Here is a 22,072-nt window from a genome sequence, read left to right as displayed (position 1 = left end):
TCACCGGAACTGCCAAACCTCATCGTGAACGGATGCTGTCCCAGACCGGCAAGACAACGATGATCACCGTTGGCTCTTCGGAGCCAGCTCATTCACTAGTTCTCGTTCCGATCAACCCGCGCGCTTGTTCGTTCACGTCGAAACAGGAGTTCGGCTGTGCGAGGCGGTAGATCTTCCTCTACCTCGGCGTCGTGGTTGCCTAGAATCCGGGCGACGTAGGCGTCGGCCTCAGCTCGGTCGCCTTGGGCGTCGCAGGCAGCGACAAGGTCGAGTAGCGGTACGTCCTCGAAGCTCCCCGCCCGCAATGCGACCTGGGCGGCGTCCGCAGCGAGCCCTGGCTCACCAGCAGCGAGGTGGTGGGTGGCGACGATGTGCGCGACGTCGACGATCATCGCGGCGTACTCGTGATCCGGCCGGGCGTTCTCCTGGACCAACCAGCTGTACCCACCGGCCGCCCCTTGCCGCAGCGGAGGCAGATCGAAGGGCTGGCCAGTGACCAGATCGAGCGCGGCACGCAGGTCGCCGATGCCGTTCGCTCCGCGCGCAACGCCGCGAACGCGCAGCCGACGGAAGAGCTCCGCGTCGATCAGGATGCCGTCGATGCGGTAGCGCCCGGCTGCAGCCGCAGTGAGCCCCGAGGGCAGGTAGTCAGCTCCGGTCTCCGGTTCAGTGCCGAGCCACGCCCGGACGACGGAGATCGACTGCCTCACCTTGGTCTTACCGACGACGTCCGGCTCGTCGGGCCAGATGGCGGTGGCGTACCGCTCACTGGTCGCGCCCCCAGGCCGGGTCGCCAGGTAGGCGACGATCTCCGTGTAGAACTGCCGCCGCGGGTTGCGCTGAGGCAAAGAACCCTGAGCGCGCACCTGAACCGGACCGAGCAGCGTCAGCTTGGGTCGCGGTGAGGACGCGTCGGCCCAGTCAGCCAGGTCCCGGTCGAGATCGGGGTCGGCGCTCTCGACCTGATGGCGGACAGCGTCATCCGTCGCGGGAGCCAGCGCTCGCACGTCGTGCTCGGTCGTCGCTCCCGCGTCCAGGTAGTCCTGCTCGGGCAGCGGCAGAACTGAGTCGACGGTCGTGGCTAGCGGACCCACCGGGCGCGCCGCTGGCTCGTTGCCCACGGTGCCGGGTCGCAGGCCGCCGCAGGCGTCGGCCCTCTGATCCCACGCCGCATCCCCGTGAGCCGGCGGAACGGGATGGTCGTCGGTGACTGCAGCCATTGCGAGCATCTGTGCCAGCGGGGCAGCCTCGTCGGCTGGCAGCTGTTGAGCGCGCAGCTCGAGCCCCAGTGCTGGGATGCGCAGAAGCCCGGCGTCGTCGATCGTCATCTGCCACCGGACGTCGTCCATCCGGTCGCTACCGGAAGCCATGACCACGGCCACGCCGCTGCGCGACGGCTGCCGCTCCAGCGCAGTCAGCAGGTGCGCCAGCGCGGCTCCGCTCTCGGGCACACCTGGGCCGATGAGCAACACGTGCGGTGCCCATGAGTCGGCCGAGATGTCGCGCAGCCGCCCGGTCAGCACATCGGTGCCGGCCACGCGCATCGCTTCGGTCACCGACTCCAGCTGGCCGGTCAATGCCGCGACCGGCTTGTCGACGTCCTCCGTGCAGGTGAACCGGTCAGGGTTGATCTCTTCCAGCTCCTGGCCGAAACCGACCGCAGTGACCTGCAGCATCTCCGACCAGGTGTTGTGCGCGAGCTCGGCGGCCAGGAACCGGAGGAGGTCCAGGCTGCGGTCGGCGTCGCCGGTCAAGGACATGGTCGCGACTCGTTCGAGGTCGAGCAGCCAGTGCTCTCCCCCGGCAGTGGAGCCCACTGAGGCCAGCGTGGGGAACGGTGCGAAGAAGTGCGCTCGGCGGCGTTCGTCGTAGCTCAGCGGGTCACCTCGCCGGATCGACCAGCGGGTGCCCGCGGCATCGACCGCCCAGGGCTCGGGTGCCCTCGGCGCCGGACCGGTGAGGACGAGGGTCAGGACGTCGTCGGTCATGCAGACCGCGAGGACGTCGGGCAGCTTGTCCTCTCCAACCGACGCCAGGCCCTGGACCAGACTGCGCAGCGCCTGATCCAGCCAGGTGACGTCCACGCTGCCCGCAGATCGCAGTGTTCGTTCGACGTACGCCAGATCCGGAGGCGTGTTCGCGATCAAGCGGCCCGGACGCCGGTGCCGGAACTGCCGTCGTCGGTAGCGCAGCAGGGCCATGAGCGACACCCCGGCCAGCAACACCCCACCGCCGGTGAACGCGACGGCCGGGGCTTCCGACGAAGCTTCAGTCGGAGCCTCGGCGCGGGTCGGTGCCGGGTCAGCGCGTGGTGTGGTCGGCTCGGACCGCGGCGAGCCCGCCGTGCTCGGTGCCACCGTTTCCGCCGGAATCGGCGCTGGCTCCAGCGACGGTGCAGGCTCGAGCGACGGTGCAGGCTCGAGCGACGGTGCAGGCTCGAGCGACGGTGCAGGCTCGAGCGACGGTACTGGCTCGGGCGGAGTCCCTTGAGGCGTCGGGGTCTCTGTTGAGACCTCCCCCTCCGCCACCGGGACAGTCAGCGTCCATCCCGGTCGGATCAGGTCGGGGTCGCTGAAGACCGCTCCCCCGGGTTCCGTCCTCCCCCGGTTCATCTCCCAGGCCGTCCGCCAGTTCTGCCCGTCGCCGGTGAACTCCTCCGCGATTCCCCAGAGGGTGTCCCCTCGCTCGACCGTCACTTCTTCGGTCGCAGGCGGTGCAGGAGCTCCCGCACCGCTTCCAGAAGGTGTCAGCCCGATCGCATCTGACGGCAGCACGAGCACCGTGCCCGGTGCGATCTCGTTGTCCGGGCCGACGCCGGCCGGGTTCAGCTGGACGATCTCCGGAAAGCGCAATGGGTCTCCGAGGTAGCGCTCGGCCAGCGCCCACAGCGTGTCTCGTCGTCGCACCTCGTAGGTCTTCGGCGAAGCAGGCGCCGGATGGGGGTGCGCTGATGTGTCGGACGCCGTCTGGATCACCGGCACGCCGACGTCCCGCTCCACTGGTGCAGGAAGCGCGTTGACGGCGACCGCGACCGGTAGCGGAGGTCGGGTGGCCGCGGTTCCGGAGGCGGACGCCCCGATGGCCGGGGCGACCGTCAGCCCGACCGCTACTGCAGCGAGCAGGGCGGCCACGGGCTGCTGGAATATGCGCAGCCCGGGCAGTGCCATCACGGGTCTCGCCAGCGCGATTCCCACGACTTCCGCGACCGTCGAAGCGGTGAACAGGGCCCAGCACACCCACGCCCCAGCAGCGAGGACGACCTGCACCAACTGACCGTCGTCCCGCGCCGTCAGCACGGCGCCCACCTCGTCGACCGACGGCAGACCACGCGGCACCAGGTCCAACGCTGTGAGCAGGACCGGTACGCCGAGGACAACGGCAACGAGCACCGCAAGGGCACCCACAGCCCTGAGCAGCCGGACGACGTGGAAGCTCACGACACCTCCTCCCCCTGGGTGACCCCGACCTGCAGTTGAGCGGTGTGCGTCCGGGTCTGGCTGACCGGGATCCCGAGCAAGGGGGTGGACGCGGTGACGGTGACGCTGACTTCGATGAGTCCTGGCCCGAGCACGCTGACCATTCCGGTGGCTCCGGCTTGCTCCAAGTAGGAGTTGGCGGCCCTCGTCGCCAACTGGACGTCGGTGGCTCCACCGGTGGGAACGGGGCCGACCGCGATGCTGGCTGCCCGCGCAGCCTCGGCCGAGTAGGTGTCGGCACGGTTGGCGGCCTGGATGGCGGTGCCGGCGTCGACGAGGGCGGTGACCAGGATGCCGGCGATCAGCACGATGAAGCAGAACAGCACGGCGACCGATCCGCGGTCGTCCTCGCTGAGCGGTGCTCGGCGGCACCGCCGCCCGTTCACGACAGATCCCGAGCGGGGTCGAGGGGACTGGTGGCAGTGTCATGCAGAGTCCGCGAGCCCGGGAACCCGGGAGCGCCGACGTCGGACAGGTCCACGGTGCACGACACGGCCACGGTGACCGATGCGGCAGCGCCTGGAGCGCTTCTGAAACCGGCGGTGTCGACCGTCACCTGGACGTCGGCGCAGTGCAGGTCACGACTGGACAGTGCCTCTGTGGCGCTCGCGGTGGCGAGTTGCTGGGCGGCAGCGCTGGAGCGGGCCAGCGACGCCTCCCGGGCGGCCATCCCGGCAACACCGCTGATGCGGTCCCCGGCCAGCGCGATGCGGGCTCCGACCACCAGCATGGCCAGGACCAGGATCGCGACCGGCAGCAGGATGGCCAGTTCCACCGATTCGGAGCCGCGGTCGTCGCGCGCCCGCTGACCGAGTCGCCAGCGGGGCGGCGGAGTGCTGCGGTTCATGGCGAGTCCGGGGTGGTGAAGCGTTCCTTGCCACGAACCACCGTGACGTCGACGGTCGGACTGAAGCCGGGAAGCGGGATCACGTTGGGGACCTCCGCGACGATGTGCACCGAGACGGAGGTGGCTGTGGCCTCCTCGCTCACCGAATAGCGGGTGATGGTCCCGGTGCCGAGCCGGGCCAGGTACGTGTCCGCCGCCTGCTGCCCCGCTCCCCCGGTCGCCTCGCTGACGCTGGCCGCCCGCGCTCCGGCCTGGGCTGCAGCTTCGGCGGCCTCACGAGCGAAGTACCACATGCTCAGCTGCGGGCCGGCGAGCAACAGCGCGACGATGATGGGAAACAAGATCGCGGATTCGACGCTGGACGAGCCGCGCTCGCCGTCGTCGCAGGATCCGGCTGCGTCTGGGCGCGTCACCAGACCAGACGACGGCGCAGCCGCCCGGTTGTGGATGCGTGGCACAGACACGACGCGCGTTACTGGAAGAGAGCTGTCTTGCTGGCCACGAATGCCACCGCTGCCGCGGTGACCGCGCCACCCAACGCGATGGCCAGGATGACCATGAAGGCCTTCTCCGAGGAGTCCGACCCCCGGTCGTCAGCGACGTCCTCGGCGCGCAGCCAGCCGAGGAGGAGGGGGGCCGCGGCGTGCAGCGCCCCGACGATCTGGGATCGGCGGTCGCCGATCGTGGTCTGGGACATGGAGGACCTCCTGGTGTGCGGTGTGCTCATGGAGTGACGGCGAACATGCGGAGCAGGAAGGGAACGAGGACGAACAGGGTCAGTCCGGTGACCAGCAGTGCCAGCGGACGCGACATCCGCTCACTGATCTCGTTCGCCTCGCTTCGGGCGTCGGACAGCTCGGTGTGCCGCAGGGTCCGGGCGGTGGCCAGCAGGGTGTTGTAGACCGACGCACCGTCGGCTGCCACGGCTGCGATGTCTGCGAGACTGCGCAGCTCGGCCACGTCGAGTTCGTCGCCGAGGTCGCGTAGGTCGGTCCACGGCTTGCGACCGGACAGCGCGGCGCGCCGGATCGCGCGGTGCATGCGGCGGAAGGGCACGCTGCCGGAAACCTCGGCGGCCTCTTCCAGGGCCTGCTCCACGGATCCCCTCGCCCGGCGCTCACCCGCCACCAGGGTGAGGAAGGACTCGAGGTTGCTGCGGAACTCGGCCCGCGCATGCCTGGCTTCCTCCCGCGTCTCGGCGGAGGGCAGCAGCCATCCGACAGCGGCGAGAGCGAGTCCGACGGCCCCGGGGAACACGAACGGCACGGGCACGTCGATGAGCACGAGCGCCAGCCCGAACAGTGCAGGGGTCAACAGTCCGGCGAAGGCAAGCGTCAGCTTGCGGACGGCGAGCTGGGTGCGGGTCCGTCCGAGGATGTTCAGGTCGGTGTCGGGAACGCCGAGGTGCCCCTCGACGGCACGGATCACCGAGCGCGGCAGGTGGTCCCACCAGTCGCCCGTCCCGGTCAGCGGTGCTGCTGCTGTGGATCGGACGGCCGGGCCGGCCGAGAGCTGGTCGAGCGCGGCGGACAGCGCCGGGGGCGTCGGACGCAACGCCCGAGCTCCGAGGACCAGGCCGAGCGCCACGAGCATCCCGGCGAGCGTGGCCGCCTGGAGCCCCGTCACCGGTCCACCATCGCCGGGTCGGGATCGACGAGCACTCGCGGACGCGTCGGCGGGTCGGACAAGCGCCGCATCCATCGCAACGCCGTCCCGAAGACGACGACGTCCAGCAGCAGGGCCACCTGCCCGAGGACGGTGGAGTAGCCCGACAGGAACGTCCGAGCGAACAACGTCATCCCGACCACCAAGATCAGTGTGGTCACCACGATCGTGCGCATGTTGGCCCGAGGCTTGGCCCGTTCAGCCTCCACCTCACGCACCATCCGGGAGCGCTCGTCCAGGTCTGTGGCCAGCGCAGTGAGCACCTCGGCGAGTCCGGGACCGCCGTTGCGCTCGCGCAGGATGAGCACCATGGCGATCTTGTCGGCGGCAGGATCGCCGACCTCGCGCGCGAACTGCCGGAGCGCCGATTCGACACCCTGCGGGCCCATCCGGGTCACCAGGTTGCTGACTGCCGGGGCGATCGCGGCCGGCGCGGAGGTCAGCGAGCGGCGCAGCGCCTCCCGGGTCGAGCCGGCCGCGCCGGAGCTGATCAGGTCGGCCAGCCGCCGCGTCCAGTCCGCCAGCGCGTCTGACGTGACGATCAGCTGCTTGGACGCCTTGCCTCCGCCGAGCACCTTCGGGATGAACACCACGCCACCGACCGCAGCGAGGGCAGCCACCGGCCAACCGGTGATCAGCAGGACCAGCACTCCTGCCGCCAACGCGCCGACGTGCAGCGGGGTGACCTGCCGCCGGTGGGGCACGCGCGCCGACGCTGTTCCAACGGGAAGGAGGCTGACGCCTCGCACCGTCGCGACGAAGGCGACGACGCCGCCGGCGACGAGCACTCCGGCGAGGGTCAGCAGCAGGGAGCCAGCCGTCACGACGCAGCTTCCAGCGGGTGGGGATCAGCCGGCCAGTCCGAGGCACCGGGATGCAGCCAGTTCGAGTCGAAGCCCACCGCGTTCAGCTTCTCGGCCAAGGGTTCGCTCAGCATCCCCGGCCCGGTGGCCTGCGCCCGGCCATCGCCAGCTCGGGGAGCGAAAACGGGCCTGAGGTCCGGGCGGCCGGAGTCGCCGATCGCCCCGAGCTCGTAGATGCCGGACACGAACCGCGAGTAGCTGCGGTCACGCTCCACGTGGACGACGAGTCCGAGGGCAGCAAGCGACCGCAACACCAGTTCCGTTGACGGGGTGGGGTGGGCCTTCAGCGCGTTGATGAGCACCTTGTCGAAGACGCCCTCGGCCGAGGGAGAGTGGATGGTGCACATCACCGAGGCGATGCCGCTGGTCGCGGCCTCCAGCAGAGAGGTGACGTAAGCCCCGCGCACCTCACCGACAAGCACCCAGGTCGGCGACGCCCGCAGTGCGAGGTGGAGCGCATCACCCATGTCGAAGCCACCGCGCCCCTCGGCGTTGGGCAGCCGTGACTCGAACGGCCGGCACACCGCGTGCCGCTTGACCAGTTGCTGCTGGACCGGATCCCACCGCGGCAGGTGCAGGCCGAGCTCGCGCTCGTCCTCCACGGTGATGACGACGTTGTTCCAGGGGATGGCGTTGCCCAGGGCCCGCAGCAAGGTGGTCTTCCCGACGCCGGGCGCTCCGGTGACGAGTGGGGAGACGCCCGCCTCGACCGCGGCCTGCAGGAAGGCGCGGACCGGGGAGTCGACCATGTTCATCCGGTGCAGGTCGTCCAGGCTCGGATCGCCGAACCGGTGCACGCGGATCACCCCGGCCGGCCGGGCAGCACGTCCATCGCCGCCTGGAGCCGGGCCCCCAGCTCCGTGACGCCCTGCAGCCGCACGTTGAGGATGGGGCTGGCCGAGGAGAACTCCCGGCTGGTCTGCCCGCCGTCCGAGCGTGACCCGATCGACCGCAACAGCTGCTCTAGCTCCTCGTCACTGGACGCGATCGGCGGTCCGGCCACCAGCTGCCCGTCCACCGTGCGCAACACCGTGGGGTCGCAGCCTTCGAAGTGGATGTCCTCCACGTCAAGGCGCGCGAGCAGCGGAGCCAGCCGCCCCAACCCGTCCAGCTCGGCCAGGACGGCGGCGAAGATCGTGTCCTCGGTCGTCACGGCCGGAGCCGCCCGACCACGGTGCGCTTCGTGCAGCAGCCACTGCTCGTACTCGTCGCCGATCAGCTTCTTGGTCAGCTCCCGCCGCGGACCAGGCGCGTAGTTCCTGTCCTCCACCGTCAGCCGCGTCGACACCCGGTCGCGGAGCTCGGCCACGATGCGGTACTCGGCGTCGGTGAGCTGGGCGCCTTCTGCCGTTCGGATCGTCGTCCTCGAGGTCCCCGGGATCGGGGTCATCCAGCCACCGCCGCGACATCGGACGACGACTCGGCGGAGGCGGCCAGCTTGCTGGCCAGGGACGTCGCAGCTCGCATCAACGAGGACCGCCGCATCGACTTCACGCTCATCCGGCCCCCGTCGGAGAGGACCGTTGCTGCGGCCCGGTCCTCCGGGAGCACGCCGACCAGCGGCAGCTCCAGTGCCTCGGCCACCTCACCCGCGGAGTAGGGACCGTCCCCGACAACCAACGCAGTCACGGTCGTCAGGTCGCCGAGTTCCCGGCGTAGCCGCCGGACGGCGTCCTGTGCGGCGTGCACCGATCGCACGCTGGGCCGCACCGTCAACAGCACCTGGTCTGCAGCGCGCAGCACCGGCCAGCAACCCCGGTCGCTGACCAGTCGTCCGGCGTCCACCAGGGCGTCCCTCCCGAGGGAGGCCCTGGATCGCTGCAAGGCGCGCGCGAGCCGCTCCCAGGCATCGAGGGTGAACGAGCTGCCCTGCATGGCGGTCGCGAAGCCAGGAACCAGCGTCGTCTGCGGTTGCTCCGGCACCTGGATCCCGTGCTCGGCGAGCAGCGCGGCTGCTCCTGCCACCGGTAGGTCATGGCGGGCGGCGGTTGACCAGGACAGCAAGCCGTGGTCGATGCCGACCCGGCCGGCGAGCATGCCCGGCACCATGTCCCCACCGACCGCATCACAGTCGGCGACCAGCAGCGGCCCCGGCCAGGACAGCGCCAGTGCCCAGGTGGCTGTGGTCACGCCCGGTGCCGCCTTGCCCGAAGCCAGAACGGTGAGCATCGGATCAGCCACCACCCGGCAGCAGGATCAGCGCCAGGTTCCCCGTGGAGGCGAGCTGGGCCACCGTCGGCCCGTCGTCCTCGCGGAGCCGAACGTCGACCACCGTCACCTGCGTGGTCGGGTTCACCGGCCCCACCTCGGCGACGGTGGCCTCGATGAGTTTCTGAACAGCACCCCCACCCGCACCGACCGCACCAGCGCTGCCCGGCGTCGGGACGACCAGGACCCGCTGGCCCGCGGTCAGCCCACGCGCCGGGAACTGGCCCTCCTTCATCGGCAGGGCCACCAACATCTCACCGGCCGCCAGCCCACTGTCGACGCCGACCTGACTGCGGGTCAGCAGTCCCCCGCGGACGAGCGGGACCTGCGCCACCATCCCGATCACCTGGGATTGCTCCGCCGCTGAGATCGGCGACAGGCGCGGGTCAGACGTGACGCTCGCGACCGCCAAGTCGTCAGCTGTGATTGTCGATCCCACCTGCACGTCCCGGGCCACCGCCAGCACTTCAGTGCGGGCAGTCAGCATCTGGCCGGCGGCGAAGGCGACGAGCCCGCCGAGGAGCACGACCAGCACGCTGAGGACCAGCGACCTGCGGCTGACGCGTGGTCGCGCCGCGGCGCTCCGCAGTGGTGGCGCCGGCGATGGCGGCGCCACGGTTGGTGCCGGAGCTGGGTGGCTCGCGACATGCTTCGCCGCCGTCTCGGCCCTGGCCGTCATCCGGTCACCACCGCTTGCGCCTCCGCCACGGCGAACGTTGCGTTCGACGACGTCGTGAGCTGGGGCAACGTGCCGCTGAGCCCTGTCGACGACGTCCACGCGACGGACCACTGGATGCCGTACGTTGCCGTGATCTGTCGGTCGGGCTGGTGGATCGACGAGTGCGGATACCGGTAGTGGCAGCCCGCCGGAGACGGCGACCAGACGCCGTCCGTGGGCTGCCAGACCACTCCCGGACCCGAGCAGGAAACACCGTCCGCCCCATCGCCGGGTGTGAAGGACAGGGCTGTCGGAGTGACCACCACCTGGGACCACATGCCGCCCGCATCCGCGCGGGCGGTCAGCGGCTGGAACGACGCTGGGTCGGTCCAGAACCACGTGTAGGCATTGACCACCGTGAACGACTGGCCGTTCTGCAGCAGCCCCGCCGGGTACCGCCCGGTCGTCGGCGCGGGGATCGTCAAGGTGTCCAACGCCTGTTCGGCCAGCACGGCTGGATCGACGGCTGCAGGCCCGGCCGGTGGGGTCGCGGACCAAAACGAGAAACCATTCGTGCCGGGGAACGAGCGACCATCCGTGTAGTAGCTGCACAAGTAGACGGCGCCGTCGGTGCGCCCACCCCAGACGGCTGCGTCCTTCGGGGGCTGCTCCGCTGCCTCTTGGGCGTAGCACTGCATGGTCTGCACCCACCATCCGTCAGCGGTCTGGCAGGGAATGGCGGTGGCAGCGGCGAGGGCGACCGTGCAGCTCGGCTCGACGGCTTCGTCACGATCACTGGCCGGGGCTGCAGCGACCGGCAGGGTCGACGGGTCCGCAGGTGCCCCGTCCGAGCTGGCCTCGACGACGCAGATGCCGTGCGAGTTGTACTGCTGGCAGGAGACCCCGTCTGTTCCGGCAGCTGCTGGGGGCGCACACCAGACGCCGACGCCGGCCAGCAGCACGGCTATCCGTCGCACGTCGACGCCTGCGCGTTAGGGGCTCTGCTGATGCGCCACGAGGAGGCGTCCGGGTAGTCGATGTTGACCACGGTCAGCTGCTGAACGAGGTACTTCGGTCGGTCTGGTGCGATCACCGACGATCCGGTCCCGTCGGTCGCCTGGACCTGGCTGACGTCCACGCACGCGGTGACGGCGACGCTGGGGAACACCGGTGAGGGAACAGCGGCCGGCTCGTTCGTCAGGTCGATCTCGCTGACGGATGCCGTGACCAGCTGTGATCGTCCGGTTTGTCGGTAGCCCTGGGCACGGAACTGCCCGATGGCCGTGGCCTCGGCCGTTGCTTCCGGTGCCACCGAGACCTCGTAGAGCTCGTCGAGGGACCGCGACGGATCGAGATACAGGTCGTCGATGGTCTGGAGGTAGCGCGGGATCAGGGCGAGTGCCTGAGCTTCCGCGTCCTGACTTGGGTCAGCGGTGGCCTCGGACGCGGTCGACGACGTCTGGCTCGCCGTTGAGGTCTGCTGCGTGGAAGGGACGGTGCGGGAGGACGAGCAGCTCAAAACCGACAGCACAGCGATGAGGGCAGTGCCAAGAGCAACGAGGCGCGTCAAAGCCATGCTGTGTCCCCTCTCTTGTCCACCGTCCGAGTGGCGAGATTGCCTCGCTTGTTGCCCAGCGCAACAGGGGCAGGCACCGTTTCACCCGGTTGGGTGACAGGCATCGGCTGATCTCTCGCTTCGTCCACGTGAGCGGGTGTATCGCAGGGGCAGCCTCAGCGGCGACCTCGACAGCCGGCGCAGCTCGTCGACCCGCGGATGGCAGAGGCGGGTCAACTTGGCCTCATCAGGTGGTCCGTGAGGAAGGGAGGCCGGATGAGCGGTGAGTGGTCGATCGCAGCGACGCTCACCGGTGCCTCGCTCAGCCCCCTGCTGACCAGGTGGGGGCTGAGCCAACTGGCCCGGCAAGACCGAGCCACCTGGGCCCTGTGGCTGGCCAGCAGCCTTGGCGGTGGGGTAGCGGGAGCAGCGGCTGTCGCGACATGGCATCGAACGAATTCCTGGCAACTGGCGCCGATCCTGCTGATCTGGGGATGCGCCTTGGTCGCGGCAGCCTCATGCGATGCGGTGACTCAGCGCATCCCCACTCCGCTGGTCCGGCAGGCCGGCGTGGCCACGTGCCTGCTGCTGATCGTCGGCCTCGCCGTGCGCGGCGACTGGGGCGGCCTACTGCTCAGCGGCGTCAGCACGATCGCTGCCGGGTTCACCATGCTGCTGTGCTGGCGGTTCGCGGGTGCGGGCTACGGCGACGTCCGGCTGGCAGTGCTGGGCGGCCTGGGTCTGGGACACGCGAACAGCGGTGGCCTGCTGCTGGGCCTTGCCGTGTTCGCTGGAGTGACATGTGCGCAGGTCGGGATCGCGCTGGCCCGCGGAGGCAACCGAGAGACCACGATCCCCTATGGGCCGGCCCTGGCAGCCGGCTTCCTCCTGGCGGCCACGCTGTGATAGCCGTCCGCCGGGGCTGATCCGGCAACTAGACGGCCTGGCAGCACTCCGGGGAATCCGACTGCCTGCTCCGGCGGCGATCGGACTTCCGGCCCCAACTGCGTGACCGTTGCCCGGCGAGCCCGGACGCACAGGTAGCCTGCCCGCACTCTCGGCACCTTCCCTTCGGGGTCCGATCGGACTTAGGCTGCGCCCGTTGCCGGGACGAGCCCAGAGGAATCGCCTTGACCGACCATCCGATGGGCCCGTTTCGAACCGATGCCTGCGCCAAGTGGCAGGAGATCTGGCACCGGATTGCGGCCAACCCGGACTCCAACTTGACGGATGCCCGGATTCAACGAGCCCTGCGCGCTCAGCGCGTGGCCGACGCCAGTTCGCCCCCAGCCGGCCCCGGCATCACGGCGACGGCGACCGCACAACCCGGTCCTGCAGCCATGCCCGAGCCGACTCTTCCCAAACCGCCGAGGCCTGAGTCGACCTGGCTCCGCAGGCGCCCCAACTACGGCATGATGGTCGAGGACACCGTGGAGTGGGGCAAGGACCATCCGCTGACCTCGCTCGTGGTCATCCTGATGGTGGGGCTGGTCATCGTCGCTCAACTCCCCGAGGAGCAGGGGAATGAGATCGGACTGCCGCTGATCTTCATGGTCAGCGGGCTGTTCTGGGTCATCACCACGATGCGCAGAGCCCGCTACCGGCGCGACACTCACTTGCGCTGACCGCACGCCGGGCGAGTGCGCCTGCGTCGCCCGGGTCACCGAGCGGGCTGACCTGACTGGAAACAGAAACTGCCACTGACCGCCGCGACCGACGACCGGGTCACAAGAATGGCTCAGCAGGCCGAACAGGCCAAGAACATCGCGGCGACGGCCAACAGCGGCGGCGGGATGATCGTCTACGGCATGGCCGAGGCGCGGTGGAAGGGACGTCGGCCGCTGACCACATCGTTCCGGTCGGACCGGTCGACGAGCGGACGGTTCGCGTCATCCGCCAGGTCGCGGGCAACCTGATCTATCCCCCGGTCACCGGCATCGACTTGTATCCGATCGCCCCTAGGGCATGTCTCTCAGGTGCGGGTCCAGGCGAGGACGGCGGCCAGGACCACCGCGCCTCGGTAGATGAGTGCGTGCCTGTCGTAGCGCGTGGCCAGTCCGCGCCATTGCTTGAGCAGGGCGAAGGAGCCTTCGACGACGTTGCTCTTCTTGTAGAGCTCGCGGTCGTAGCTGACCGGCCGGCCGCCTCTGCTGCCGCGGCGGGCACGGTGGCCCTGCTGGTCGCGGGGTTCGGGGATGACCGCGGTGATCCCACGGGATCGCAGGTGGGCTCGGATTGCCTTGGCGGAGTAGGCCCGATCGCCCAGCACCGCGGTCGGGCGGGTGCGGAGCCGGCCCGGTCCAGGACGTGCCACCGGGATGCCGGCCAGCAGCGGCAGGCAGGCCGGTGCGTCACCGGCCTGACCGGCGCCGATCAGGATCGAGAGTGGGCGTCCGCGGCCGTCGACGGCGTGGTGGACCTCGGTCGACAGGCCGCCCCGGGAGCGGCCGATGCCGTGATCAGGCGGCTCGACCAACGCCTTGTTGCCGCGGCCGAGAATCTGATTGATGTCGTTCGCCGCTGCCCCGTGGGGATCTCGGCTAGCGGCAGGTTTGGTGATGTGCTGGTGCGCGCGGTTGACCGTGGAGTACACGCTGACCGCCCAGTCGACGTCACCGGCGGCATCAGCAGCGGCGATGACCGCGGCCAGCACCTTGTCCCCCGTGCCATCCCGGGAGAACCGGGCGCGCCGCTTCCACACCGTCTGCCACGGCCCGAACCGCTCCGGCAGATCCCGCCAAGCCAGACCGCACCGATACCGGTGCACGATGCCCTCCACCACCTGCCTGTGATCCCGGTAAGGCCGCGACCGCCCCGTCACGTGCGGCATCAACGGCTCGATCACCGCCCACTGCCCATCACTCAGCTCAGCACGAGTGCCCAGCCGTTCAAGATCCCGCACCGGACCCCGCAAACTTGGGAGACTCGCCCTAGCCCCCGTTACCTGGGCCCCGTGCAGAAGCTGGCCCGGACCCGCCTGGAGCGCCAGGTCCGCGACCCGCAGGTGCGAGCCACGCTGACCTCGGACTACGAGATCGGCTGCAAGCGCACCCTGATCAGCAGCAACTGATACCCGGCGGTCACCGCACCCAATGCCGAGGTGGTCAACGCCGGCATTGCCGAGATCCGCCCGCACGGCGTGGTCACCGCTCGTCGTGCCGCGGAGAACGACGTCACCGGCCACACCCAACAGGCTATGGCCCGGCACATCGTCGAGCAGACCCCTGGCAGCCCTCGCGAACCGGGCGACCACCGCGGCCTGACCCGTCCCCCACCCGGAAATGGTGACCGGCGGTCAACTTGCTACCGCCGACGACTGCACCGGGTGACGGCGCGTGCGACCTGCGCTCATCCCGCTTGAGGCATCTGCCCACCAGAGGCGGTTCTGCGTACGTTGCCGCCCATGCGGGGGCATCGGAACGACACAGAGCAGCAGCACGCGCCGCGACGCCGAAGCCGCCGCTTCAAGGTCCTGCGGATCACCGTGGTGGCTTTAGGGCTCGTGGTGGCCATGCTTTACGGCATGGGGGCGAACGCTGCCCAGAGCATGAACCCGTCGCTGGTCATGCAGAGTCTCGCGGTCATGACCACGGGCCCGGCCTGCGGTCCGCCTGAGGTCATGGGTAACGACGGGGTGATGCACTATGCCGCCGACTGCCCGTTCCCGCTGGGCATTAGCGATGAACCGCCACCTGTTCCCACCGGGCCGAACGGCACGTTGGTCGTCCTGGGCGACTCCTTCACCGCCGGTGAGGGCGCCCCTTTCGGCATCTCGCGGGTGGAGAAGACTCGGTACAACGTCGACTACTGGGCCGCGGCGGACAACTACTACTACCCGGGGACGGACATCCCCGACAACCGTTGTCACCGATCGCCCATGGCCTACGGGCCGCGCATGGCTGAGCAGTTGGGCATGACCCTGGACTTCCGGGCCTGCAGCGGAGCCACCTCCTCGGACTACTTCGGTGCGCAACTGTCGAATGACGGCCAGGCCTCTCAGGTGTCACCCCGTCCCGGAGACACCACGGCCTTCCCGGACGACACAGCCGCCGTCGTCTTCTCGTTCGGTGGCAACGACGTGGGTTTCGCCGACGTGGTGAAGAACTGTCTCTTTGACGGATACTTGCCGCTCGGAACCGAGATCGCTGGCATCTCCGTCGAGCCTATTTTGCTGCGGTTCCTGCGGAGCCTAAACGCCCTCCAATGTCAGCCGGAGGCCGAGCGGCGAACGCGCTGCCTGGACTACGGCTTGGGCATCATCGTCGACGGAGCACTGCCCAACGCCGACGAATGCAGGGCCGCTGGGTACCGGACCAATGACATCGCGTCGGTCATGGCGTCCATCGCCGCTGAAGCGCCAGCAGGGGCCCCCGTCGTTTCGCTGTCCTACCCCTACGCCTTCCCTAGGGACCCCGATGGCGCGTGCGGCTTCGGGTCAGGGACCGGCGCGATTATGGACGAAGATGAGCAGCGGGCGATCAACATATTCGTCGACGGACTCGACGACCGGATTGCCCGACTGGCCACCGAAGCGGGAATCCGGCACGTGGACATGCGCAACGGGTTCCAGAACCACGGTCTTTGCGTGAACCCAGAACCCGACGGTGATCCCACGACCGTCAACGGAGAGCGTTGGATGAATCGAGTGCGCCTCGGCTACCCCGCCGCAGGAGAGGTCCCTACGGGCGATCCGCAGCGCATCTTCCCCGACATCAAGGAGTCAGCCCACCCCAACGTCTACGGGCAGCAGGCCTACTTGGGAGCCGCCGTGGGCTGCTTCCAGGCTGTCGGCTTCTGCACCAACGCCTCTGAGGCGCGAAACAACGAAGAGGCGGCCGCGACGGCCCGCCGACAAGCCGAGCACATCGCCGAGATCACCGCGAACACCGACTGGTATGCCGAGGCCGTCGCTGCACGCGGCTGCGCCAATACCGTCGTAGCGCCCAGCCCTGGTTCGGACGAGAACACCCAGACCACCGTGGACGTTACGGAGGACGGCTACCCGGACATGCTCGTTGAGCTCCGGTGTCCGACCGGAACCGGGTCCAGCCCTATGGAGGTCGTGGTCTTCGACCTCCAGGGTGATCAACCGGCGGTACTGGGCCACCTGCAAGGCGACGAGCAGGACGACGCCTACTTCTCGCTGACCGCGGACCTCACGACCAGCGGGCGGGACATCAGCATCGCGGGTCGGATGTTCGGCCCGACCGACCCGCCCTGCTGCCCGCTGCACTTCGGGGCGGCGACCTGGCGGTGGGACGGCGCCGAGTTCAGGCTGCAGGAGGCGGAGAGCGCGCTGACCGATCAGCCCATCCGGCATGAGGGCCTGCCCGACGGCACCTACTACGGCATCCTCCGGGGCGCGTTCAGCGGTGAGGTCTACATCGACCAGGTGATCCGGTACGAAGGCGCAGAGGCACAGGCCGCGTGCAACGAGGACGGCGTTACCCCGAGTGGTCCCGGGGAGTGCACCGACGTCTACTTCCGCAACCAGGACCAGTTGGTGCGGGCGATGGCCATCGTTGGGCCGGTGGCCTACACCCCCGACGAGTTTAGCGAAGTCACAGTCCGGCCTGCTGACCTCGGAACCCTGGATACGGACTTCCCGGTGAGTGACGACGACCTGTACCGCACCGGGCCCGTGTTTCGGTTCGGTGTCTCCGGCGGCGAGGTCACCCACATGGAGCCCGGCTACTTCTGACGGCGACGTCGACTGGTCTTGTTCGGCCCAAGCCTCGTGAGAGGCGGGCGGGCGGGCGGCCGCGGTATGCCGGCACGCTCTGTGACGACTCTTGCTGCCATCAAGATCGTTCCATCTGATGGCCCGAGGGCCAGACCTCCGTTCTGCGCGGAGTGACCGCCCCTGGGTCACCCAGCGTGATGCGCGGTCTGGGCTCCAGGGCGCCCGGAGGGCCGGTGGAAGGTGCGGCCGGTGACCGGGTGGTCGCGCACGGCCTGCACTAGGGCGGCGTGACGGTGTCCAGGTAGACGCCGGTGGTGGCGATGGAGGCGTGTCCGAGCAGTGCATGCACGGTCTTGAGGTCCGCGGCGCCGGAGGTGAGTAGCAGGGTGGCCGCGGTGTGCCGGAGACCGTACGGGGTGACAGCCCGGCGCAGGTCGGCAGGCAGGCGCTGGCTGGCCCGGGCGACCAACAACTGGATGACCCGGGGCTGCATGCGCAGTCCGGGCCAGGTGAGCAGGAGTGCCCGGTCGGCGTCGTCGACCGGGTCGATCACGATCTCCTCGCCCGTGTCGGGGTCCAGGCGCAGCCGGGCTGCCGATTCGGGGCGGCCTCCATCCAGGTAGTCGCTGTAGGCGGCCATGGTGTCGTCGGACAGGCGCCCCCAGCGCTTCCTGGCGCCCTTGCCGAACAGGCGCAGCCACACGGTGTCGCCGCCGCGGCGCTCGATGTCGGCGCGATCGGCCAGGGACACCTCGGAGACACGGGGCCCGACCTCCATCAGCAGGCGCAGTAAGAACGTGTCGCGCGTACCCAGACGCATGTCGACGCACTGCTGCGTTCCGTCCGGGCGGACCTGAGCATCGTCGGGCAGGTCGGTAGCGGCGTCGGCCGAGGCCTGAGGGAGGGCCTTGCAGGCTGCGTTGGTCATGCCCTTGAGGCGGGGCTTCACCTTCGTGCGCAGCATCGGGTTGACCTCGACCCAGCCCTCGACAGTGGTTTCGGTGAACAGTCGGGAGACCGACTGGCGGAAGCGGGCCATGACGCGGAAGGGCATTGACCGCCCGTCCGCGGCACCGCACACTCCGGCGCAAACTGACCCGGGGGTGGTCGGCCGTTCCGGGGGGCTTGGTATGACCAGCACGGCACCATCTCGACGACCAACCTGGGTGCTGCCGGTGGCGGTCGTGGCCGCCTTGGCCGTGGTCGTCGCTGGCGGCTGGTTCGCCCTCAACCGGGACTCGGGGCGAGATGCCCCGGGGGTCTCCGAGGGCTACACCGTCGGCCCGTCCGGTGGGACCGTGGGCCCTGATGGCGGACCCAAGGTGACCGTGCCTATCGGCGCCTTGACCGAGGACACCGAAGTCACCGTGCTCCAGGACTCGGCAGAAGCACCGCCACCGAGAGACCTGATCGTCGAGTACGCCTTGGAAGTCGGAACACCGGTTGACATCAACTTCGGCGACCTGGACGAGGTACCGGGCGCTCTGGTGCAGTTGCCCGTGGACCCGGCTCTATTGCCCCAAGTCGAGGGTGCGCCAGTCGCCCCCGAGTTGGTTTTCATGGCCACCTTCAGTGAGGAACTGGGCACCTGGCTGCCCTTGGAATCCACCTACGACCCAACCACTGGCCTGCTCACCGCAGAGGCTCCGCACTTTTCCTGGTTCAACACCTGGGTGGTCGATCCGGTCAGCGACATCGGACGATCAGTGGGTCGCGCGGCCGTCACCGGCGGGCAAGCCGTGCTCGATGGCGGCCGCTACGTGCTGGAGGACGCACCCATCGGGGTGCAGGCCATGTGGGACGCCGCCGCCAGCGCCGCCCGAGCCACCAGCGGGGCGGTGGGGCGTGCCTTCGGTGTGCTGGTGCAGGAAGCCGACTGCTCTTCCGCCTCCCCGGACTGGACGGTGACGACGTCGCTGCCTGAGGTTTCCGGCTGCGTGGTAGTCAACCCCGACGGCTCAGGGGTACTGCGGATGACCAACCGGGCTTGGCTGGCTTACGTCGCCGACACCCCGGACCGTTTCGGTCTTGGGCTCACCCAGTACGACTTGGGCTCCTCCACTGCCACCTTGCTGTCCCGGCTGCTGCACGCCCCGTTCGGCACCAACATCCTTCCGGCCCGCGGCGCCACCGAGAGCAGCCTGACGGCTGAGACCATGGCCTCCTTAGCTGCTGACGGGCGCAACATCGACGTGGGTCTGCGCCCGGACTACGAGGGCCTGCTCATCGACGCGGCCCTGGTCGCCTTGGTGCTCTACCCTCCGGCCCGCCTTGAGGTCACCCGGGTGGCCGGGGTCATCACCACGACCTCCACCCGTGTGTTCGAGTACGCCGCGGTCACCGTGCGCACCCGCTCGGAGATCCTCCTGGAGGTGACCCGGCAGGTACGCACCGCTGGCGGCGCGGCCGCCGGGATGCAGGCCATCAGTGGGGCAGTGGACTGCGTGTCGGCCCTGAGCACCCGCATCACCGAGGACGACAACCAGGAGACCTACGACTCGCTGGCCAAGTCGGCCGCTGAGTGCGCTCTGGACGCGATCAAGACGGCCAGCAGGGTGACCGGCGTTGCTTTCAAGAACGACGTTATGAACGCGTTGGCGGTGCTCCCTGACACCGCGAAGGCGTTGGTCTCCACCGCGCAGAACCTGGCGTTCCTCGCCCTGGGGAAGGTCTTTCAGAACGTCACCGTGGCACCCCCCGCACCTGAGCCTCCGCCCGCGCCCGCGGCCTTTAGCGACCCGCTGGGCCTGCTGGTGTGCGGAGCCTTTGACGGGTATGCGGTCGCTTGCGAAACCCGGGGCCAAAGCACTTGCCCGGCGGGCACGGTGGCGGTGATGAGCATCGACTTGACCGGCGGGTTCTTCGACCCGTGCGGTCCCGCCCAGTTCGCCGGAGTGGCGTCGACAACCCAAGTCTCAGGCGCCACGTTCGACTTCCCCACCAACGACGGGGACATGGCCACCTGCGAAGTGCTCACCGACGGCGTCGACTGTCACATCCCCGGCGGTCAGGGCTTCCGGTACACCACCGACGGCACCTTGGTCTACGAGCAAGGCGTCCTGACAGACCGCGACTGAACGCCGCGGGTCTCAGGCCCGGTGCCCGGGGCGGCTCCCCCTGCGGATGGCGAAGCAACTGGCGTCGGTCCGGCCGTGGTCGGAGACGGGGTGGCGGGGACGGGGTGCCTGCGGAGGTCCTGGACGAGCAACTACGGTCGCTCCAACAAGCGGGTGTTGCAACGACCGATTGAACCCAGTCAGTTCCGGTCGAACTCCTTCGTCCGCACCATCAAGAACAACGGCCTGGTCGGCTCGATGGGCCGGGTCGGTGCCTGCGGCGACAACGCGGCCATGGAGTCGTTCTTCGCCCTGCTGCAGAAGAGCGTGCTCGACCGACACCGCTGGGCGACTCGAGAGAAACTACGGCTGGCGATCATCACCTGGATCGAGCGGTCCTACCACCGCCGACGCCGGCAACGCCGCCTCGGACGACTCACGCCAGTCGAGTACGAGACACTCAACCTCGCCGCTACCGCGGCTTGACCACCCCCACCAGATGACCTGCCCTACCGGTTCGTTACCCCTTGAGCTCTGAGGTTCAGGCAGGGACGGATGGTGTGAGGAACGCTAGCTCGTGCTCGATCGGGGTGCGGTAGCTGAGTTGGGAGTGGCGGCGCTGGCGGTTATGGAAGATTTCGATGTAGTCGAACATGGCGTTGGCCAACTCGACTCGGGTGCGCCACTTGCGTCGGTTGAGCAGCTCGATCTGCATCGAGGACCAGAACGATTCGATCATGGCGTTGTCCAGGCCGTCCCCGACTGTTCCGAATGACGGCATCAGCCCGGCGGAGCGGATCTTCTCGCCGAAGGACCACGAGGTGAACTGAACGCCGTGGTCGGCGTGCACGATGCCGCCGGCTGCGGGCTGCCGGTTCTTGATGGCCATGTCGAGGGCGTTCACGACGAGGCTGGAGGTCTGCATCGAGTCGATGGACCAGCCGACGATCTTGCGGCTGAAGGTGTCCATGACGCAGCAGCAGTAGACCTTCCCTTCGCGGGTCGGGTGTTCGGTGATGTCGGTGACCCACAGCTCGTTCGGTCGTTGCCGTGCGAACTCGCGGTTGACCAGGTCGTCGGCGGTCACCAGGCCGCGCACGCGCTTGATCCGCGTGGGCCCCGGCAGCCCGTAGATCCCGGCGCCGCTCATCAGCACCGCGACGAGCCGCTCGCTGACCTGAACGTCCATTCCGATCGTCAGCTCCGCGTGCACCCGACGGGAGCCGTAGGTGCCGCGCGAGGCCAGGTGCACCTCACGGGTCAGACCGGTCAGCCACTGCCTGCGCATTCGGGTGGGAGACATCGGCCGTGTTCGGTACTTGTAGTAGCCAGGGCTGCTGACGCCCAGCACGCGGCAGCAGACCTTGGCCGGTAGCCCGGCGTCGACGAGCCTGTCGATCACCGGGTGAACCATCTTGGGTGCGGTCGCTCCTCGGCCAAGAATGCCTGCCGACGCCTTGGTCAGAATCTCAACCTGCAGCTCCAACTCGCGGATCCGCCTACGAGCTCGCTGAAGCTCGGCGTTCTCACTCGTCGTCACGCCGGCGATCTCACCCCGGTCGATGCGGTCTTGACGGACCCAGTTGTGCAGACCGCCCTCGCTGACGCCGAGCTCGACTGCGACTCGGCTGATCGGACGGCCAGCGCGGACCAGGGCAACAGCGCGGGCACGGAACTCGGCTGGATACGGCTTCGGCACGGCATGCACCTTCGCAGCAAGGCCCGAATCCTCAGAGCTGTCGAGGTAACTGATCCGTGGGGCAGGTCAATGAGTCAACCAAACCGGGGGCAGTCCCCCCTCGGGACCGACACTGTCGCCGCGGTCAGGGCCAACCAGCCGGTCACGGCCTCCCGGTAGCCGCTCCCCGTTGCGGCGTGCTGGATACATCTGCCACCCCGGCTTTGACGGTCCACTTGGCGCGGACACCGCACCGATGCGCCACTTCTCCCCGAACTTGACCGCCGTCGCCCGGGACCACGGGAGTCCCTGAACGGTGGCGATGTTGCGCACCCGCGCGCTGGGCACGTCTGCGTCGACACGGGGCGGGCCCCTCGATGGGG

Annotated in this window: 21 protein-coding genes and 1 pseudogene; 6 read left to right on the top strand and 16 right to left on the bottom strand. The window is 69.2% G+C overall.

Annotated elements, in window-relative coordinates; translation table 11 throughout:
• Window positions 1-95 precede the first annotated feature (95 nt).
• The 13 genes from O2W53_RS17225 to O2W53_RS17165 form a co-directional block, all read right to left on the bottom strand.
• Window positions 96-3,437 (bottom strand): LysM peptidoglycan-binding domain-containing protein, encoded by a 3,342-nt coding sequence (locus tag O2W53_RS17225; protein WP_269164282.1) that lies wholly within the window; start codon window positions 3,435-3,437, stop codon window positions 96-98.
• On the bottom strand, window positions 3,434-3,862 hold the full coding sequence (locus tag O2W53_RS17220; protein ID WP_269164281.1) for a hypothetical protein: 429 nt from the start codon (window positions 3,860-3,862) through the stop codon (window positions 3,434-3,436). Before O2W53_RS17220 ends, O2W53_RS17225 begins: the two co-directional genes overlap by 4 nt.
• Window positions 3,859-4,323, bottom strand: coding sequence for a TadE/TadG family type IV pilus assembly protein (locus O2W53_RS17215; RefSeq protein WP_269164280.1), 465 nt, complete (start codon window positions 4,321-4,323; stop codon window positions 3,859-3,861). Before O2W53_RS17215 ends, O2W53_RS17220 begins: the two co-directional genes overlap by 4 nt.
• Window positions 4,320-4,736 carry a TadE/TadG family type IV pilus assembly protein gene (locus O2W53_RS17210; RefSeq protein ID WP_269164279.1) on the bottom strand — a complete coding sequence of 139 codons (417 nt, stop codon included), beginning with the start codon at window positions 4,734-4,736 and terminating at the stop codon, window positions 4,320-4,322. The genes O2W53_RS17215 and O2W53_RS17210 overlap by 4 nt, the downstream gene beginning before the upstream one ends.
• A gap of 59 nt (window positions 4,737-4,795) precedes the next feature.
• Entirely contained in the window at window positions 4,796-5,020 is a 225-nt protein-coding gene (locus O2W53_RS17205) for a hypothetical protein (protein WP_269164278.1), read from the bottom strand.
• 26 nt (window positions 5,021-5,046) lie between these two features.
• Window positions 5,047-5,751, bottom strand: a complete 705-nt coding sequence (locus O2W53_RS17200) for a type II secretion system F family protein (RefSeq protein WP_269164277.1) — start codon at window positions 5,749-5,751, stop codon at window positions 5,047-5,049.
• A gap of 194 nt (window positions 5,752-5,945) precedes the next feature.
• On the bottom strand, window positions 5,946-6,812 hold the full coding sequence (locus O2W53_RS17195; protein ID WP_269164276.1) for a type II secretion system F family protein: 867 nt from the start codon (window positions 6,810-6,812) through the stop codon (window positions 5,946-5,948).
• The gene (locus tag O2W53_RS17190) at window positions 6,809-7,600 is read right to left on the bottom strand and encodes a CpaF/VirB11 family protein (protein WP_269164275.1); all 792 of its coding nucleotides are present in this window, start codon (window positions 7,598-7,600) and stop codon (window positions 6,809-6,811) included. Before O2W53_RS17190 ends, O2W53_RS17195 begins: the two co-directional genes overlap by 4 nt.
• Window positions 7,601-7,653: 53 nt before the next feature.
• Entirely contained in the window at window positions 7,654-8,241 is a 588-nt protein-coding gene (locus O2W53_RS17185; protein WP_269164274.1) for a hypothetical protein, read from the bottom strand.
• The gene (locus O2W53_RS17180; protein ID WP_269164273.1) at window positions 8,238-8,981 is read right to left on the bottom strand and encodes a hypothetical protein; all 744 of its coding nucleotides are present in this window, start codon (window positions 8,979-8,981) and stop codon (window positions 8,238-8,240) included. Before O2W53_RS17180 ends, O2W53_RS17185 begins: the two co-directional genes overlap by 4 nt.
• Before the next feature lie 43 nt (window positions 8,982-9,024).
• Window positions 9,025-9,594 carry an SAF domain-containing protein gene (locus O2W53_RS17175; protein ID WP_269164272.1) on the bottom strand — a complete coding sequence of 190 codons (570 nt, stop codon included), beginning with the start codon at window positions 9,592-9,594 and terminating at the stop codon, window positions 9,025-9,027.
• Between the two features lie 140 nt (window positions 9,595-9,734).
• Window positions 9,735-10,679 (bottom strand): hypothetical protein, encoded by a 945-nt coding sequence (locus O2W53_RS17170; protein WP_269164271.1) that lies wholly within the window; start codon window positions 10,677-10,679, stop codon window positions 9,735-9,737.
• A gap of 2 nt (window positions 10,680-10,681) precedes the next feature.
• Window positions 10,682-11,293: a hypothetical protein gene (locus O2W53_RS17165; protein WP_269164270.1), complete on the bottom strand. Its 612-nt coding sequence runs from the start codon at window positions 11,291-11,293 to the stop codon at window positions 10,682-10,684.
• A 255-nt stretch (window positions 11,294-11,548) separates the two neighbouring features.
• On the opposite strand from O2W53_RS17165, the gene O2W53_RS17160 reads away from it, so the two are divergent.
• The 3 genes from O2W53_RS17160 (at window position 11,549) to O2W53_RS17150 (ending at window position 13,188) form a co-directional block, all read left to right on the top strand.
• The gene (locus O2W53_RS17160; protein WP_269164269.1) at window positions 11,549-12,178 is read left to right on the top strand and encodes a peptidase; all 630 of its coding nucleotides are present in this window, start codon (window positions 11,549-11,551) and stop codon (window positions 12,176-12,178) included.
• A 224-nt stretch (window positions 12,179-12,402) separates the two neighbouring features.
• The gene (locus tag O2W53_RS17155) at window positions 12,403-12,897 is read left to right on the top strand and encodes a hypothetical protein (protein ID WP_269164268.1); all 495 of its coding nucleotides are present in this window, start codon (window positions 12,403-12,405) and stop codon (window positions 12,895-12,897) included.
• Window positions 12,898-13,005: 108 nt separating this feature from the next.
• Window positions 13,006-13,188: a hypothetical protein gene (locus O2W53_RS17150; protein ID WP_269164267.1), complete on the top strand. Its 183-nt coding sequence runs from the start codon at window positions 13,006-13,008 to the stop codon at window positions 13,186-13,188.
• A gap of 56 nt (window positions 13,189-13,244) precedes the next feature.
• Here O2W53_RS17150 and O2W53_RS17145 read toward each other — a convergent pair whose 3' ends face one another.
• The gene (locus O2W53_RS17145; RefSeq protein ID WP_269164500.1) at window positions 13,245-14,156 is read right to left on the bottom strand and encodes an IS5 family transposase; all 912 of its coding nucleotides are present in this window, start codon (window positions 14,154-14,156) and stop codon (window positions 13,245-13,247) included.
• 519 nt (window positions 14,157-14,675) lie between these two features.
• Here O2W53_RS17145 and O2W53_RS17140 point away from each other — a divergent pair.
• Window positions 14,676-16,973: an SGNH/GDSL hydrolase family protein gene (locus O2W53_RS17140; protein WP_269164266.1), complete on the top strand. Its 2,298-nt coding sequence runs from the start codon at window positions 14,676-14,678 to the stop codon at window positions 16,971-16,973.
• A gap of 259 nt (window positions 16,974-17,232) precedes the next feature.
• Here the strand turns inward: O2W53_RS17140 and O2W53_RS17135 are convergent, their stop codons facing one another.
• Window positions 17,233-17,994: a tyrosine-type recombinase/integrase gene (locus O2W53_RS17135; RefSeq protein ID WP_269164265.1), complete on the bottom strand. Its 762-nt coding sequence runs from the start codon at window positions 17,992-17,994 to the stop codon at window positions 17,233-17,235.
• A 136-nt stretch (window positions 17,995-18,130) separates the two neighbouring features.
• On the opposite strand from O2W53_RS17135, the gene O2W53_RS17130 reads away from it, so the two are divergent.
• A complete protein-coding gene (locus tag O2W53_RS17130) occupies window positions 18,131-20,032 on the top strand; it encodes a hypothetical protein (RefSeq protein WP_269164264.1) in 1,902 nt (633 codons plus the stop codon).
• A 177-nt stretch (window positions 20,033-20,209) separates the two neighbouring features.
• Window positions 20,210-20,497 (top strand): annotated as a pseudogene (locus tag O2W53_RS17125) (IS3 family transposase); the annotation flags it as partial.
• 55 nt (window positions 20,498-20,552) lie between these two features.
• On the opposite strand, the gene O2W53_RS17120 reads toward O2W53_RS17125, so the two are convergent.
• Window positions 20,553-21,710: an IS3 family transposase gene (locus O2W53_RS17120; protein ID WP_269164263.1), complete on the bottom strand. Its 1,158-nt coding sequence runs from the start codon at window positions 21,708-21,710 to the stop codon at window positions 20,553-20,555.
• Window positions 21,711-22,072 lie beyond the last annotated feature (362 nt).

The organism is Modestobacter sp. VKM Ac-2978 (assembly GCF_026968025.1).
GTDB lineage: Bacteria > Actinomycetota > Actinomycetes > Mycobacteriales > Geodermatophilaceae > Modestobacter.
Note: the sequence above shows the minus strand (reverse complement) of the source record. Positions and strands in the feature narration are given on the sequence as shown.